This window comes from Larkinella punicea (assembly GCF_003334855.1).
GTDB lineage: Bacteria > Bacteroidota > Bacteroidia > Cytophagales > Spirosomataceae > Larkinella > Larkinella punicea.
Genome location: NZ_QOWE01000015.1, coordinates 198,014 through 215,158, shown reverse-complemented (window position 1 = coordinate 215,158; position 17,145 = coordinate 198,014). Strand labels below are relative to the sequence as shown.

10 protein-coding genes and 1 rRNA gene are annotated in these 17,145 nt (G+C 48.2%); 2 read left to right on the top strand and 9 right to left on the bottom strand.

Features of this window, described 5'->3' with window-relative positions; translation table 11 throughout:
* Both DUE52_RS18970 and pruA read right to left on the bottom strand, forming a co-directional pair.
* Window positions 1-761: ribosomal RNA gene (locus DUE52_RS18970) — 16S ribosomal RNA — on the bottom strand; the annotation flags it as partial.
* Window positions 762-1,008: 247 nt separating this feature from the next.
* Window positions 1,009-2,640: an L-glutamate gamma-semialdehyde dehydrogenase gene (gene pruA / locus DUE52_RS18965; protein WP_114407605.1), complete on the bottom strand. Its 1,632-nt coding sequence runs from the start codon at window positions 2,638-2,640 to the stop codon at window positions 1,009-1,011.
* 157 nt (window positions 2,641-2,797) lie between these two features.
* On the opposite strand from pruA, the gene thrC reads away from it, so the two are divergent.
* The gene (thrC, locus tag DUE52_RS18960; protein ID WP_114407604.1) at window positions 2,798-4,102 is read left to right on the top strand and encodes a threonine synthase; all 1,305 of its coding nucleotides are present in this window, start codon (window positions 2,798-2,800) and stop codon (window positions 4,100-4,102) included.
* Window positions 4,103-4,139: 37 nt separating this feature from the next.
* Here the strand turns inward: thrC and DUE52_RS18955 are convergent, their stop codons facing one another.
* The 6 genes from DUE52_RS18955 to DUE52_RS18930 form a co-directional block, all read right to left on the bottom strand.
* On the bottom strand, window positions 4,140-5,948 hold the full coding sequence (locus tag DUE52_RS18955; RefSeq protein WP_229312224.1) for a tetratricopeptide repeat protein: 1,809 nt from the start codon (window positions 5,946-5,948) through the stop codon (window positions 4,140-4,142).
* A gap of 452 nt (window positions 5,949-6,400) precedes the next feature.
* Entirely contained in the window at window positions 6,401-8,008 is a 1,608-nt protein-coding gene (locus DUE52_RS18950) for an Ig-like domain-containing domain (RefSeq protein ID WP_114407602.1), read from the bottom strand.
* A 56-nt stretch (window positions 8,009-8,064) separates the two neighbouring features.
* Window positions 8,065-8,895: a class I SAM-dependent methyltransferase gene (locus DUE52_RS18945; RefSeq protein WP_229312223.1), complete on the bottom strand. Its 831-nt coding sequence runs from the start codon at window positions 8,893-8,895 to the stop codon at window positions 8,065-8,067.
* 62 nt (window positions 8,896-8,957) lie between these two features.
* Window positions 8,958-10,820, bottom strand: coding sequence for a tRNA uridine-5-carboxymethylaminomethyl(34) synthesis enzyme MnmG (mnmG, locus tag DUE52_RS18940; RefSeq protein ID WP_114407600.1), 1,863 nt, complete (start codon window positions 10,818-10,820; stop codon window positions 8,958-8,960).
* A 173-nt stretch (window positions 10,821-10,993) separates the two neighbouring features.
* Entirely contained in the window at window positions 10,994-14,461 is a 3,468-nt protein-coding gene (locus tag DUE52_RS18935; protein ID WP_170315703.1) for a DUF4175 family protein, read from the bottom strand.
* A 141-nt stretch (window positions 14,462-14,602) separates the two neighbouring features.
* Window positions 14,603-14,962, bottom strand: coding sequence for a hypothetical protein (locus DUE52_RS18930; protein WP_114407599.1), 360 nt, complete (start codon window positions 14,960-14,962; stop codon window positions 14,603-14,605).
* Between the two features lie 136 nt (window positions 14,963-15,098).
* On the opposite strand from DUE52_RS18930, the gene DUE52_RS18925 reads away from it, so the two are divergent.
* Window positions 15,099-15,815 carry a ComF family protein gene (locus DUE52_RS18925; protein ID WP_229312222.1) on the top strand — a complete coding sequence of 239 codons (717 nt, stop codon included), beginning with the start codon at window positions 15,099-15,101 and terminating at the stop codon, window positions 15,813-15,815.
* Between the two features lie 36 nt (window positions 15,816-15,851).
* On the opposite strand, the gene DUE52_RS18920 is transcribed toward DUE52_RS18925, so the two are convergent.
* The gene (locus DUE52_RS18920) at window positions 15,852-17,129 is read right to left on the bottom strand and encodes an SUMF1/EgtB/PvdO family nonheme iron enzyme (protein WP_114407598.1); all 1,278 of its coding nucleotides are present in this window, start codon (window positions 17,127-17,129) and stop codon (window positions 15,852-15,854) included.
* Between the last annotated feature and the right edge of the window lie 16 nt (window positions 17,130-17,145).

Here is a 17,145-nt window from a genome sequence, read left to right as displayed (position 1 = left end):
TCCCCATGCTCTCGTGCCTCAGTGTCAAGTGGGGCGTAGCCGCCTGCCTTCGCAATCGGGGTTCTGGATCATCTCTATGCATTTCACCGCTACACGATCCGTTCCGGCGGCCTCCACCCTCTTCAAGCTCTTCAGTATCAAACCACCCTGTGCCGTTAAGCGGCCCACTTTCAGGTCTGACTTAAAAAGCCACCTACGCACCCTTTAAACCCAATAAATCCGGACAACGCTTGCACCCTCCGTATTACCGCGGCTGCTGGCACGGAGTTAGCCGGTGCTTATTCCTCTGGTACCGTCACAAAACCCCGCAGGGCTTCTTTTCTTCCCAGATAAAAGCAGTTTACAACGCTGAGCGCCGTCTTCCTGCACGCGGCATGGCTGGGTCAGACTTCCGTCCATTGCCCAATATTCCCTACTGCTGCCTCCCGTAGGAGTCTGGCCCGTGTCTCAGTGCCAGTGTGGGGGCCGCTCCTCTCAGAGCCCCTACTGATCATCGCCTTGGTGGGCCGTTACCCCGCCAACTAGCTAATCAGACGCAAACTCATCTCATACCGATAAATCTTTAACCACAAAACCATGAAATCTCGTGGTGCCATGCGGGCTTACTCCCGGTTTCCCAGGGCTATCCCCCAGTATGAGGTAGATTGTTTACGCGTTACGCACCCGTACGCCACTAATGCCCCGAAGGACATCCGTTCGACTTGCATGTATTAGGCCTGCCGCTAGCGTTCATCCTGAGCCAGGATCAAACTCTCCATTGTAAATGATTTGTACTTATACTTTACGCAGAATCCTTACTTCTTACTTACTTGGTCAAGTTGTCAAAGAACGTGTTTTCCTCGCTTGGAAAACTGTTGCTGAACGCTTCCGTCCAGCCGTATCACTTATTTGGGACTGCAAAGATAGAGGTTTGTTTTGCTTAGCGCAAGTCCTTTTTCGAAAAAAGTTGATTTACCTCAACATTCTTTTTTGAATGCAATTCTATCTCCTTATTGATCATTTTAAATGTTATTCACTCTCCAAAAAAGGATACCGGAAGTCAGTTGGTGACACCAAAGTCTCCTTGATGGTTCGGGCCGAAACCCACCGCAGCAAGTTTAATAAGGAACCGGCTTTGTCGTTTGTCCCCGAAGCCCGTGCTCCGCCAAAGGGTTGCTGACCCACGACGGCTCCCGTTGGTTTGTCATTGATGTAGAAATTACCGGCCGCATTCGACAGTTTTTTCGTGACCAATTCAACGGCATACCGATCTTTGGCGAAAACCGCCCCCGTCAAGGCATAAGGTGACGTTTGATCGACCAGTTCGATGGTTTGTTCAAAATTGTCGGGATGATAGAGATAAATGGTCAAAACCGGGCCGAATATTTCCTCACACATCGTTACATACAGCGGATTGGCCGCGACCAAAACCGTTGGTTCCACAAAAAAACCGTCGGTTTTATCCACATTTCCCCCCGCAATGATTTCGACGGTCGGATCAGCCTTCGCATCAGAAATGTATTTGCTGATCTTATCGAAGGATTTTTCGTCGATAACGGCGTTGACGAAATTCCCGAAATCTTCGACACTCCCCATTTTAATAGCCTGCAAATCCGCGACAATGTAGTCTCGGATTTCTGCCCAAAGGGTTGCCGGAATATAAGCCCGGGATGCCGCCGAGCATTTCTGCCCCTGGTATTCAAAGGCCCCGCGAACCAGGCCAGTCGCCACGGCTTTCGGATCGGCTGATTCGTGAACCAATACGAAGTCTTTTCCGCCGGTTTCTCCAACAATTCTTGGATAGGATTTATACAAATGGATGTTCTCGCCAATCGTTTTCCAGATCTGCTGGAAAACACCGGTGCTTCCTGTAAAGTGAATTCCCGCAAAATCCGGGTGTTTAAAAATCACTTCACCCGCCAGTGGCCCATCCACGTAAATCAAATTGATGACACCATCGGGCAAACCGGCTTCTTTCAGCACTTCCATGATGACTTGCGCTGAATAAATTTGCTGGTAGGCCGGTTTCCAAACCACGGTATTCCCCAACAAAGCGGGCGCGGTGGGCAGATTGCCGGCAATGGCGGTGAAGTTGAATGGCGTCAGGGCAAAAACGAAGCCTTCCAGCGGACGGTATTCCAGACGGTTCCAGACGCCGGGCGAAGATTTGGGCTGCTGGTTGTAGATTTCCGTTGCGTAATGCACATTATACCGTAGAAAATCAATCAGTTCACAAGCCGAATCAATTTCGGCCTGGTAGGCGTTTTTCGACTGTCCCAGCATGGTTGCCGCATTCATTTTGTAGCGATACGGCCCAGCCAGCAGTTCAGCGGCTTTCAGAAAAATGCTGGCGCGGTGCTCCCACGACAGATTCGCCCACTCCTCTTTCGCATTCAGTGCCGCCGTAATAGCTTGTTCAACATGCGATTGATCTCCTTCATGAAAATGCGCCAGAATCTGTTGGCGGTTATGCGGAGCAACCAATTCCTTCTGAATTTCGGTTCTTACCTCTTCTGCACCGATATACATCGGGATATCAACGGTTTTCGAAGAAGCCTCGGCGAGGGCGGCTTTTAACTTTGCGCGCTCGTCGGAACCGGGACGATACTCTTTAACCGGCTCATTTTGTGGAATCGGAACCTGAAAAAAGCCTACTGACATACGTTTGTTGATTTTTGAAGCTGCTAAACTAGATAATTGAATGTAACCGATTTAGGTTCCCAGTGGTTTATACCACAGTTTTTGTCATTTGTCGATTCAATTGTTCGCTTAACGGTTTGGGTTTTCGTAACTTGCGGCAATTTTTTAGCTCCTTACCATGAAGTTTTACAGTACGAATAATCCTTCTGTCCGGGTTTCGATGGAAGAAGCGTTGCTCCGAAGTTTGCCAGCAGACCGGGGCCTTTATATGCCGGAAACGATCCCAGCGATGGGCGCGGATTTTTTCAATTCCATTTCCGGCGGCTCACTGGCCGATATTGGCTTTCAAATCAGCTCGGCCCTTTTTAATGACTCTATTCCAGCTCCTAAGTTGGAAGAACTGGTTCACCACGCTTTTCCGTTCGATACGCCCGTGGTGGCGCTCGAAGACGGAAAAACGCACGTTCTGGAGTTGTTCCACGGGCCTTCACTGGCTTTTAAAGACGTGGGCGCCCGCTATATGGCGGCCATGATGGGGTATTATCTGGAGAAATCGAACCGGGAAGTGCATATCCTGGTCGCGACGTCCGGTGATACGGGTGGCGCGGTGGCCATGGGCTTTCTGGGCGTGCCCGGTATTAAGGTGACGATTCTGTACCCCACCGGTCGGGTCAGTGAATTGCAGGAAAAGCAGTTGACGACCCTGGGGCAAAACATTACCGCCATTGAAGTCGACGGTTCGTTTGACGATTGTCAGGCGCTGGTGAAAACCGCCTTTACCGATTCTGAATTGAATCAGCAGTTTAGCCTGGCGTCGGCCAATTCCATCAATATCTTCCGCCTGATTCCGCAAAGCTTTTACTACGCCCGGGCCTACGGACAAGTGAAGCATTTGGGAAAACCGGTGGTTTTCTCTACGCCCAGCGGCAATTTCGGTAATCTCAGTGCGGGGGCATTGGCTTACAAAATGGGCCTGCCGGTTCAACAGTTCATTGCGTCGACGAACCTGAATTATGTGGTTCCGAAGTATTTGGAAACCGGTATATACGAGCCAAAACCGTCTGTCGAAACGATTTCGAACGCGATGGACGTGGGAAGTCCGAGTAATTTCGTTCGACTGGTTCACTTGTTTGATGATAATTTTGAAACGCTGAAACACGTTCTATCCGGTTACTTCTTCGATGATGAGCAGACCAAACAAGCTATGGCGGCTGTTTATCAACAATATAACTACGTGATGTGTCCACATACCGCAGTTGGCTACCTCGGCTTACAACGTTATCAACAAACCAACCCGGATGTGTGTGGAATAACACTGGCTACGGCTCATCCGGCCAAGTTTAAAGAACTGGTCGAGTCAGTTATCCACACGCCTGTGGATATTCCGGCGGCTTTGGAAGAACTGATGAACCGGCCAAAAAGCAGTTTTAAAATGAAAGCTGATTTTGCGGAGTTTAAAGATTTCCTTTTGCAAACCGCCTGAAAATCAAAAAGACCCGCTACTCGGCGGGTCTTTTTGATTAATTGATGGTATCGCCCCGCAAGGACCGAAATCGCTTTCGGGCGTCGGCTCCGAAAATACTGCCCGGATATTTCTGCAAAAGCTGGTTGTAGAGTTCCATCGCTTTGGGTTTATCCTGCTTGTTTTCCTCGTACGTTTTGGCCGTCAGAAAGAGCGCATCGTCGCCCAGGACATCTTCTCCGTAGTTGGCTGAGATTTTTTCCAGATCCTGCAGGGCTTCATCGATCTTATTCTGTTTGATCAGCGTATTGGCCCGCAGCCACAAAATGTTGTCGGCCAGACTATGATCTTTGTATTTGGTATACAACTGATTAAGTTCCAGCGCGGCAGAATCGACCTTGTTCTGAAACAACATCAGCTCAATCGAAGCAAATTCCTTCATGGCGGTTTCGTTGCTATCTGAATCCATGCCGGTATTGTCCATAATGAGCAAACTGAGCGCCCCGGCGTCGTTGGCAATTTCCCGGCTGGTGGCCTGTTTCAGAATGTCCAACACATCTTTCGACAGCTCAAATTCGCCTTTGTAGTAGTGCAACCGGGCATTCCGCAGCTTGGCTTCGTAGCCCAGCAACTCTTCTTTCTGCGATTTTTCAACCTGTGAATACAGCAACGTGGCTTCCCAGGGTTCGCCTTTCAGGAGGTAAATATCGCCCATATCCAGTTTGCACCGGTCGATAAACCCTTTTTCGTTTTTGCTGATTTCGGTGGCCAGTTTCAGAATCGTTAAAGCCGTGTCTTTTTCATCGAGGTAAAACGCATACAGACTGGCCGTACTCCGAAGTGCTTCGAGCGTCCGGTTGTTTTTGCCCAGTTCCTGAAACATCTTCTGATAATCGGCAATGAGCTTCCGGATTTCCAGGTTATCCACCGGATAAGTATTCTTCACCTGCTCCTCCCGGGCCTTGATCACCAGCCGCCGGGCAAACGGATAGAGTTGCCCCTGGGGATATTCCTTCGCTACGTACTCAAACATGGCCGCAGCGTTCTTATAATCTTTATTCTGGAGTGCGACTGCTCCCAGATCATAAACACGCACACCGGTCAATTTTAAGCGTTTGTCGAGGGCGCGTTCCTGAATGAATGCTTTATAAAACTCCTTCTTCTGCGTTAAGTACCAGACGAGCATCTCGGTATAAAACATCTCGTTCGGATTTTCCTGCACTTTCTTGTACAGAACCGTCTCCAGCATTTTCTGATCGGCGTCTTTTAGGTTGTCCTGCAAAATGGCCTGCACATTGTCGCGATTGCCCGGGATGAGTCCCCAGTGCAGCAATTCGTCGATCATGTTCTCCTTTTGCCCAACCGCACCATACAGGCGCGCCAGCTCGCCGGCATAGGCCAGCGGTTCCCGACTTTGTTCACGCCCCTTCTTCAGTACTTTGATGGCCCAGTTCTGTTTTTGTTGCTCGGCAAAATCCTGAGCCAGTTCCGGCAACCCGTTAATTGCATTTCCTGCAACAACAATAGCTTTGTTAAAGTAAACATCTGCTTTAGCCGAATCGCTCCGGCTCTCTTCGAGAATGCCGGCCTGTAGAAACACATACGGATTTTTGTCGTCCGACTTTACCAGCTTTCTGACCACCTTTTCTGCTTCCGGTATTTTGTTCAACTTGACCGAACTCTCCACATAGCGGCTGATGATTTGCTTGCTGGCTCCAGGCTTCATCAATTTCTGGTAGATCGTGTGCGCTTTTTCAAATTCGCCTTTTTTGAAATATTCATCTGCCAAGTCCGCTCCTTCCTGAGCAAATCCATTCAATGAGCCCACCAACAGTAGCATCATCAGGAGTCCTACTATCTTCTTCATTTTCTTTTTTTATTAATTAAAGAATAAAAGGATTTAAAGGATTGTTGCCTGTGGATATGTGGACAACTTCTTTATACACATTTCTTTCAAAATTCTGTGGATAACAAAAACGACTTATCCACATTGTTAACGTACTTATCAACACGTAATCTATTGATTATAAGCCTGTTAATTATTTATCAACATTCGCACTCTGGAATAAGCCGGCCTTTTAGACACATTTCCACAAGATACAGTATAAACATTTCCACATGTTGATGAAGATAAGAATAAGTTGTGGAAAATAGCAGAGTTATACACTATCCACACTTTACTTTTTTCTTATCCACAGCCTGAGTCCGTTTGTCCACAGCAATTTTTGTACCCCGTCACATTTTATCCACACCCTTTATCCACTTTTCCACGTACTTTTCCACCGATAACTTGTGTTTTTTTAATTTCACATTGACCTTTCAAAAGGCATCAATGTCTTCGTTAATATCAAAATTGGCCTTAATTGGGATAAGTCCTTTGTTCCTGGTGAAGAAAAAGATGGGTTCGGGCAGGCGGTTTTCGGTCACATTCCCACTGTCCCACCGGCCGTTTCCGTTTTCATCGATGATGACCCGAAGCCGGTAGCGACCCGGTTTTATGTTAACGAATCGATAAGTGGGGTTGTTTAGCTGCTTCTCAACCAGCTTGAAATTCTCATCCAGTAATTCCACAATAAACTGCTTTGCTGAGGTATTTACCCGCCCCGTCAGGACGCCATATTTCTCGGGATCACGGATGGTATAGTTCAATTCCGTTCGTGCCGTCGAGTCATTGAGGGCACTGATAAATGCTCCCCGTCCCAATCGGAGGATAAGGTTGTTCCGGGCGGTGGTCGATTTGGTCAGCACAAAACGGGTTTGATTATTCTCCCATCGGTAGTCCTGCTGGGTCAGCGGAATGCGGTTTGTACTATCACTAAAGAGCACCAACGAATCCGGGGTGATCTGTTTCATCGGTTTCGAAAACTCAAGTACGACTTCCAGGTTTCGATCACTATCTCCGTTGTCGGCCGGCTTGGCCGTGATCGTTACCGGCTCCGGTGTTTCCCGGCGTGTGGAGGTTCGAAACTTGAATTTCTGGGTAAGCTCCGTCGTGTTTTTTAGCGAGTCCGTTACTGAAATCTTCACCCGAATCGTATCCGATGTTGCCTTCGCATTGAAGAAGGTCAGCTCCGTCGGTGTTCTGAAATACGATGGAATGCTGTCCTCGGCATTGTTAAAACGGATGGAATACTTTTCAATTCCCCGATCAAATACATACGTGTAGGTGTTGACCATTTGTTGTGTTCGGACCGATCGCGGAGGGGTGTTGTAAAACGAAAATAACTGTAAATTCAAGGTATCATTATTCGCCTTCAGGTCAAGATCACCTTTCAGAAAAGCTACTTTTTCCGTGTTTGGATTCAGGATAAAATTCAGGTTTTTGTCGTCGAACGCAAATAGTTTATAGCGACCGTCTTTCACGTTTTCCAATAAAAACACCCCGGATGTATCGGTGCGCGTGAAGTAATACGGTTTGCTTTTGGTGGGGGTCAGCGTATCATTCGGTATGTAGAGTCCCACCAATGTATTCAAGGTGGGCTGGCCGGTCTGGATGTCGATTACCTTCCCTCCTACCCTGAGCGAGTCGATGGAGCTGCCCGTGCTGAAGACTAATTTGAGACTCAGAGCCGGGTTGTTTTCGGTCACGTCTTTCACAGCATCCGTAAAATTGAAGGTGTACGTCGTACTATCCTTGAACGGTTTGTCGAACGAAAGCCGCAAACTCGTCGGTTTGATTTTGACTTTGAAAGGTGCTTCCGGCTCCGGTGTGATCAGAATTTTCTGGTTGGCATTCTCCACCCGAATGTATTCGTTAAAGAAAACCTCGATGGTTTTTCCTTTAAAATTCTTCTGTTTGTTGATGGGTGTGCTGACCACCAGCACGGGTGCAAGGGTGTCTTTTTTACCCCCAATCGGTGCGGCATATTGGGAGCATGAATTCAGAAAAACGACGATAATGGCGAATAGAGCGAGTGCTTGTTTCATTTTTGGCAATAAAAAACCCTGAACAGTTTCCTGATCAGGGCATGAAAAATGATTAATTATTGGGCCTGAGCGACGTAAATCAAGCTTGAATAATTTCCTCCATCCTGATAGGCTGACCAATTAGAACGAATTCCATTCCAAAAACTTTCAAGATAAGCCGGCTTTCCGTCCCGGTTTTTCGTACTGAGCATGTTCACATAGAACGCATCAAACATCATCGGCCGCTGTTCTTTCAGTTCAAAACCGTATCGTTTCAACAACGTTTTCATGGTATCGGGCGAAAAGTGATAGAGGTGCCGGGGTACATCATAAGCCGCCCAGAACTGTTTGTAATGCCGGGCATCCCACGAATGATAGTTTGGAACGGCAATTACCAGATGCCCTTTCGGACGACTGTGGCTGCGTATCCATTCCAGGGTTTCCTGCAATTCATGAACGTGTTCCAACACGTGCCACATCGTAATTACATCAAACGGCTCTGTGACTTCAAGCTCAAAAATGGATTTTCCAAGCTCCGTTTTAGTCCGTTCCGCGGCTTGCCGTCGCGTATTGACATCCGGTTCGGTGCCCCTGATTTTCCAGCCCGCTTCCTGACTGGCTGCGAGAAAATAGCCGGAGCCGCAGCCGATGTCCAGCAACTGACCTTTTCGTGGAGACAGTCCCGTAATCAGTTTTACCTTTTGCTGAACGGTTATCGTTCGAACGGTATGATAGAGTTGACTGATGATTCCTTTTCGCGTATCACTGTGCGAAATGTATTCTTCCGATTGGTAATACTGCCCAATTTCTGCCTCTACCGGCCGTGGATTCGTCGCCTTGAAACCGCATTGTTCACAACGCTGAATGGTAAATTCGTTCTTCGAGACCAGAAAATCGGTACAAGTCATCCAGTTGGAAAAGGACTGATTTCCGCAAACCGGGCATTCTATAAGGTGCTCAACCGTCATGTTTACCGGCCTAAATAAATCATTAAAATGGAAATATCGGAAGCACTGACACCGCTGATGCGCGATGCCTGGCCAATGGTTTGGGGACGGATCCGCTTCAGCTTTTCCCGGCCTTCGAACGACAAAGCGGAAAGCCGGTCGAAGTCAAAATCCGGACGGATAATCAGGCTTTCCAGCTTCTCCGTGCGTTCCACCAACATCCGCTCCTTTTCAATATAGCTTTCGTATTTCACCAGAATCACGGCTTCTTCTACGGTTTCTTCATTGAACGCGTTGAGGTAATCGGCAACGTTGTCGCCCAGCATGGTTAGTTCTTTGCGGTTAATTTCCGGTCGTCTCAATAGAGCGTAAGGCGATGTTTTTTCACGAATCTGCGCACTTCCCAGCGAATCCAGCAGGGTGTTGATGGTTTCCGGTTGCACCCGCATCTGTCTCATTTCATCCAGAATGGCCGTTACATTGGCCTGTTTGGTTTGCATGAGGTCGAACCGTTCCTGCGAAGCGAGGCCAATTTTATATCCTTTTTCCGTCAGACGCAGGTCGGCATTGTCCTGCCGGAGAATGGTTCGGTATTCAGCGCGGGATGTAAACATGCGATATGGTTCCTCCGTTCCCTTCGTAATCAGGTCATCGATCAGCACGCCAATGTAGGCTTCGGAGCGTTTCAGCGTGAATTCGCCAAGTTCTTTTGCGGTATTGTGAGCATTGATGCCGGCCATCAAACCTTGACAGGCGGCTTCTTCATAACCGGTTGTTCCATTGATTTGACCGGCAAAAAACAGCCCGTCGACCAACTGGGTTTCCAGCGTCTGCTTCAATTGGGTCGGTGGAAAGTAGTCATATTCGACCGCGTAGCCGGGGCGAAACATCTTGGCATTTTCAAAACCCGGTATTTTTCGCAACGCTTTTATCTGCACATCTTCCGGTAAGGAAGTCGAAAAACCATTGACGTACACCTCAACGGTGTCCCATCCTTCCGGTTCTACGAAAATCTGGTGGCGATCTTTGTCGGCAAACCGGTTGATTTTATCTTCCACGGAGGGGCAATACCGGGGGCCTAAACCCTTAATCCGGCCTGTAAACATCGGTGAACGCTCAAAACCGGTCTTCAAAATTTCATGTACTTCCGGGTTTGTATAGGTGATCCAGCAGTGCCGTTGTTTGGTTAAAGCGGCTGTATTGAGGTAAGAAAACTTGCCCGGATTTTCATCGCCGGGCTGTTCTTCCATCAAATTATAATTTAAACTGCGACCATCGACCCGTGGTGGTGTTCCGGTTTTCATCCGGCCTGCTTCAAATCCGAGTTGTACGAGTTGTTCCGTTAAACCAGTGGCTGATCGCTCGGCGGTCCGCCCGCCCCCGAATGTTTTTTCACCAATGTATATTTTTCCATTCAGGAATGTTCCGTTTGTAAGTACAACGGAATCAGCCATGATTTCCATTCCCATGCTGGTTTTCACCCCGGTGACTCGTTTGTCTTTCACGATGATTTCGGTCACCATATCCTGCCAGAAATCAAGATTGGGTGTTTCTTCCATGGTTTTACGCCACTCAGCAGCGAAAACCATTCGGTCACTTTGACAACGTGGACTCCACATCGCGGGACCTTTGGAGCGATTGAGCATTCGGAATTGAATCATCGATTTATCGCTGATGATTCCCGATTGACCCCCTAATGCATCGATTTCCCGAACGATTTGCCCTTTTGCCACACCACCCATTGCCGGATTGCATGACATTTGAGCAATCGTTTGCATGTTCATTGTAATCAGTAAAACGGATGAGCCCATCGTTGCGGCTGCTGTGGCAGCTTCACAACCGGCATGACCCGCTCCTACTACAATAACATCATACTTATTGAACATTGATCTGAGATTTTACAATTTTGAAAAAATGTTCCACGTGGAAACATTTCACAGCACGACAAAAAAGAAACACAAAAATAGAAATAAAACAAGCGTAAAGAGAAGGATCGTTGAAATCAACGTACGTCGGGCTAAAAAGATTCAAAAGAAAAAAGGGGCCGAAGCCCCTTAACTTACTTTAACTTTTTGAGATACGAATCCACTTCGCGTTTATAGAAAGGTGAAAAATCGGGCGGAACCGAGCGCAACAATTCAACTTGTTTTTGCTTGTCCTTCACCAGTTGTTCGTATTGTGGTGGTGGTTTCCGCATAACCGGCTTAGCCGATTCCGCTTTTCGTTGCAGATCTTCCTCCTGCTCTTTAATCGCTTTTTCGGATTCCAGCAGGCGGATCAACATCTCCTGCTGCCGTTTAATGGTATTCTGAGTGACACGTTTGTTGACCAGATCGGTTTCGGTCTCGTCCATTTTATTCATGATGTCATTCATTTCACCACCCAACTTCTTACCCATTTCAGTGCCTTTCTGAGCGTCCTGAAGTTCTTTCAGCATTTTCCGCATCATGGCCTGTTCGGCAGCCAGACGAGAAAGCTCTTCCGACATGCCGCGTCCACCTTTTCCGCCCTGCCCCTGCCCTTCTTTCATGAGTTTTTGCATCCGCTCGTTCAATTGCTTTTGCATTTCCCCCATCGACATGCTCTTGCCTTTGCCTTTTTTCTTGCCCTTTCCAGAACCGGATGCCGACATTTGGCTCATCTGCTCCTGCATTTGCTTGAAAACATCACTAAGCATGAGGGCCAGATTGTTGATGGAAGTCATCGCAAACTGCTGTTTCGATGTTGCGACATTTAATCGACGTTCGCGAATGTATTTAACACTTTCATCCATGTATCCTTTCATGCTATTCAATTCCCGGGTTACAAAAGACTGAATTTGCAGAACCCGATTGGCCAGTGCATACAGACTGTCTTCAATGATTTTGGCGTCATCCTGGAGCTTTAATTGATCCTGAGCGAGTTTTACAAAGCGGGGATCCTGCAACGAAACCGCCTTGAAATCCTTCATGACGCGTTCCTGATCAAATGAGAGTTGAATCAGATTTTCGAGAATGTCGCGCAAATCGTCCATGTTTTCCTGCGACTCTTCCATCTCCGCCGACTGCTGTTGTTGCTCCAATTGCTGGCTCAACTCCTTCATTTGCTTGGCGGCTTTCTTCTGCGATTTTGACGCTTTATCGTTTTGTTTCTGATCGAGTTGTTTCTGACTCTCTTTTTGCTCGTTGCTGATGTCCTGCTGAAGATCCTCACGCGTGTCTTTTTCCTGCGGATTTTTCATCTCCTCCGCCATTTTTTCAATCTCTTTCAGATCTTCGCGGGTCTTCTCAAACTCCTTATTGAGTTCCTCCTGCTTTTTGCTCAACTCCGCATTCTCGTCTTTTTTGGCATTGTCCTCTTTCTTAGAATCACCATTCTGATCCTTCTTATCGCCGTTTTCATCCTTCTTCGACTGGGCTTTCTCGTCCTTCTTCGAATTTGCATCGTCTTTTTTCGACTGAGCTTTGTCTTCTTTTTCTTTCTGAGCTTCCTGTTTTTCCGTTTCGTTCGCCAGCTTCTCCTGTTTTTCCGCTTGCTTCTCCAGATCCTTGATGGCATTTTCCATCTTCTGTTCCATCTGAAGCTGTTTGAAAAGCTCCAAAGCGCGCTCTAATTCTTTCTCCAGATTTTTCTCTTTATTCTTCAGCCGGTCGAGCATGTCGATCATTTTATCGTCCTGCTTCTGCTCCAGCATCTTCTTCAGCTCTTCATACAGCTTCTGCGTTTCCGGGTCCATCAACTCGTTCATGAGCTTCTGGAGTTGCTCAAATTTCTGGAGCATTTCCGGATTCTGGTTGTTAAACCGTTCCTGGCGTTCGTTGTTGGTCTTGTTCTGTTCCTGCAGTTCTTTCAGCTCCTGCATCAATTCTTCCCGCTTTTTCAGCAAATCTTCGGCCTGTTTTTTGTCCTGAAAATCCAGATTCTTCTTCGTTTGCAGGCGGTTTTCCAGCGCATTCAAATCTTTTTTGAGTTGCTGTGCTTTCGTCAGCGTTTTGCTGATCTGGTTTTCGGTTTTCTGGGCCGACTGCTCGGCGGCTTCTGCCAGCTTGGCCTGATCGGGAACGGCAAACTGAGCGAAGCTGGAACGGGCGCTTTTGTAGCCATTGACCACGTCATTATCCCAAACCTGAACGAAATACTCAAGCCGGTCGCCGGGCTGCATTTTCAGGCTATCGAGTCCCCACTGGTAATAAAAGTTTTGGGTAGCCGCCGATCGATTGAACGGAACCGCACGGGTTAAGAATTTATCCGGTGAATTTTGACCGGCCCGGATCACTTTATACATCACTTTCAGGTTGGAAAAACCGTAATCATCGGTGATGGTCCCCCCGAGCATGACATAATTATAGAAGGTAGTATCCTTGAAGTTCTCCAGCGAAACCTGCGGAAATTTGTCATTGACGACGTTCAGCGTATACTGAATATTGTCCCGGCTGGCGGCTACTTTGTTCTTCAGGGAAATGGAATAGGTCGAAGATTTCTTCACCACGCGGGAGAATTCGAACTCGTCTGACGACTGTTTGTCAGCCACCAAACCCCGTGGCTCATTGCCAAACCGCACCAAAACCGAGTCGGTATTGGCGGCCGAAAACCGCCAGGTCACCTGCGTCCCTTCGGGAACGAGCAGATTACCAACGTTCGAAAGTTGCTCCGACGGTTTGTTGAGATAGGACGGATACACCAGACTGACGTCGAAAGCCAGCAAACCCGGACGATCCAGAACGACCAATTCGTAGCCCGGCGAGTTGAATCCGACGGCTTCGAAACGGAACGGAATATCGCGTTGAACATTATCAAACGTATACGTAAAAAGCCCTTTGCCATCGTTGGTCAGCTTGAAGCGTGTGTTGTTCGAAACCAGGTAGACGTCCTGTGGCAAGCTGTTTCCCTGGATCTGTAACTCCAGCGTATAGTCTTCATTCCGAAACGCTTTGAGATTTTTGTTGCGCAATTGAAACTGAAACGGTGCTTCTTCCGAAAACTCCTGATCGTAGCTGATAATGCGCTTCGACGTACTGGTCAGAAAAGCCGGATACAGGAGCAGTAAACCGCCGATGATGAAGGCCGGAATGATGGCAAATTTGATGAAACGGCGGTTTTGATTGATTTGGATCGCGTCGGCAAACCGAACGATCAGCAGTTGTTTCGACCGCTGGTTGATGCTGGCTTCGAGCAAATCGCTTTGCTGACGCGTCAACGCCCGAAGTTGCAGCGTGTTCAAGAGCTTATCCCCTACCTCCGGAAAAAAACGGCCGATCTGTTGGGCGGCTTCTTCGTTGGTCAGCGATTTTCCGATGCCATACAGATGCACCAGCGGATTGATGATCCAGTAGTACAAAGCCAGCAGCAAAACCGTCAACGAACCAAAAAACAGCACACCGCGAACCGGCGAGCTAAACCGACCGAAAAACTCGGCCGTGTTCATCAGCAGATAGATCGACAGCGTAAAGGCAATGAAAAATATGGCACCTTTCGCAACCTGGTTGATGTAAAATTTCTTTCGGTATTCTTCAATACGCAGCAGCAGCGTTTGAATGGATTCTTGCATCTGCATCGGTTTAGTCTTAAAGGGTTGGCACTGCTCCGGTCATCACAACTCAATGATCCTAAAATGAAGATAATCAATTGAACCTTAACTTCCTTCTGATAACGAAAAAGATCGTTGTACAATTTTATCCCGTGGCACGACTCACTGGTTTTCGGGCAAATCGAGGTAATCATTAAAGTAGGTAATGACGTGAAGTTTTAGAAAATTCTCCTGCGTTAGCAAGTCGACATACGGAACTTTCTGAACCAGTTTCCAATGGGGCCAGCCGTCCTGATCGGTTCCTGCCAGTTCGTAATACCCCGAAAAGCTCAGGACTTTGCAGATGGCAATGTGCATCAAATCCTGTTTCTGTTCTTTCGTAAAAATCTGCGTTCCCCGGCCCAGTTCCTGCACACCAATCAGAAATAACACGCTGTTTAAATCGGCTGGTCGTTTGCCAATGGCTTTCTCCAGAAAGTCCAGCACCTGCTCCCACTCCTGTTCAATTTCCTGTGTAATCATCCTTCCTAAAAATTTATGGAGTTTGTTCACTCATTTTTATGACTTTTTCCACCCGTCTTCGTCACATAGGAAGAGAACAAAAGAGGAATGGATTCTGCACCTCGTTGCATCAAAATAATTTCAACAAACCAAGTTCGTGAAAATCATTGGAAAATTGGTTGCGGGCGGTTTTCGGGATTTGCTCAATCTGTTTTACCCGAATCCCTGTTTGCTGTGCCGCAATACGCTGCAAAGCCAGGAACAACTGGTCTGCACGACATGTCGTCTTAAACTTCCCGAAACCGGACAGCACCGGGGCGAGGCACTGGTTTCGGGTCAACTCCGGTTTGCCGGCAAGGTGCCGGTGAATTTTGTGTATTCTTATCTCTATTTTAACAAGAAAGGGAAAACGCAGCGACTGATTCACGCCCTGAAATACCGCAATACGAAAGAGGTTGGAAGTTTACTCGGCCGCTGGTATGGTTATCAGCTAAAAACCGACATTCAATTAAATGAACAGATCGATCTTATTGTGGGCGTACCGCTGCATCCGGCCAAACTTCGGCAACGCGGCTATAACCAGAGTGACTGGTTTGCTCAGGGACTGTCGGAAACGCTGGAAATACCGTGGAGCGATCGGGCGCTGGTACGCAATCTCTACACCATTAGCCAAACCGGAAAAGATCGAATTGAACGCTGGCAGAATGTCAACAACGTCTTCGGGATTGGCGATCCGGATTTAGTGGCGAATAAGCGGATTTTACTGGTCGATGATGTCCTGACTACCGGAGCGACTTTGGAGGCCTGTACGGCAACTTTATTGGCCGCCAACAGCCAATCGGTCGGGATTGTAACAATAGCGGCCACCCGATAGTCGGATGGCCGCTGTAAGGGTCCAGGAAGTTAGTTCTTATTTGTTCCGTCCTCCGGCGATCATGGCACAACGGAAACCGATGGTGGCTGTTGCCGAATCCTGCGCCATGAATCGACGGGTACCAGGTGACAACCAGTAGGCAACATCGGCCCACGAACCACCTTTGTAAACCCGTAATTTATCGTTGATGATCGAGTTGCCGTTTTTCGTATCGTAGTTTTTCTCATCATCCTGATACCCATCCCGACGCAGCGGGTTGAGGTCGTTCATGTCCTGATACGACAGCGGACGATAGACGTCATATACCCACTCGTTCACGTTTCCGGCCATGTTATATAAACCGAAGTCGTTGGGCAGGTAGGTATAAATTTCAGCGGTGATAATCGCAGCATCGTTCGATTTTCCGGCAATACCGGCGTAGTCACCACGACCGCGTTTGAAGTTGGCCATCATCTGACCTTGCTTCCGGCCTTTCTTGGCGTTCCGAACAGACGAACCATCCCACGGATAGATTCGCTGGTTCGACTGGTTTTCGTCGATATACTGCGTACCGATCATGGCTTTGGCGGCATACTCCCACTCCGCTTCGGAAGGCAGTCGGTAATTTGGCAACACATTGCCGCTCTCCATCGAAGCCGTCGTTTGCGAATTTTTGGCGACTGCTACCGGTTGTTCGCCTTCAGCCACGGCCGGAGCCGCTTCTTCTTTCTTCTTGCGTTTCAGCGAGAATCCTTTTTTCTTGCTGCTGGCGGCACCTTTCTGGGCCAGGTTGGCATTGACGGCATCCGTCCGCCAGGTGGAATAATCCACGGCCTGTTCCCACGAAACCCCAACGACCGGATAATACCGGAAGCCTGGGAAACGCAGGTATTGCGTTACGTAAGGATCGTTATACGACAGCGGATTTTTCCACACGTTCGTATCGGGCAGCGCGCGGCTGTAAATTTCTTCCGACGAATCGCGTTGAATGGCGTCAAGGTATTCAAGGTAGTGAATGTTGGCGATTTCGGTTTCGTCCATGTAAAACGACTGAATACTGACGGTCCGCTCGCGGTTGTCACGCGAATTCATGACATCTTCTTCCAGCGCACCCATCGTGAAACGGCCTCCTTCGATGAAGACGAGGTTCGGGCCGGCCGATTGTCCTCTGTACTTAGCTACCTGAAATCCGTTTTCCTTGTTGTAGTTAATACCGGTGGCCGTACTTTCCTTTCCCGGCTTCACGCTGGTCGGGTGCTTGGACTTACACGCGCCTAACACTGCGGCAAAAGCCAGCAGATAGACCATCGAGCGTAACGGTTGTTTTCGATTCATTGTGATTAGGTAACTA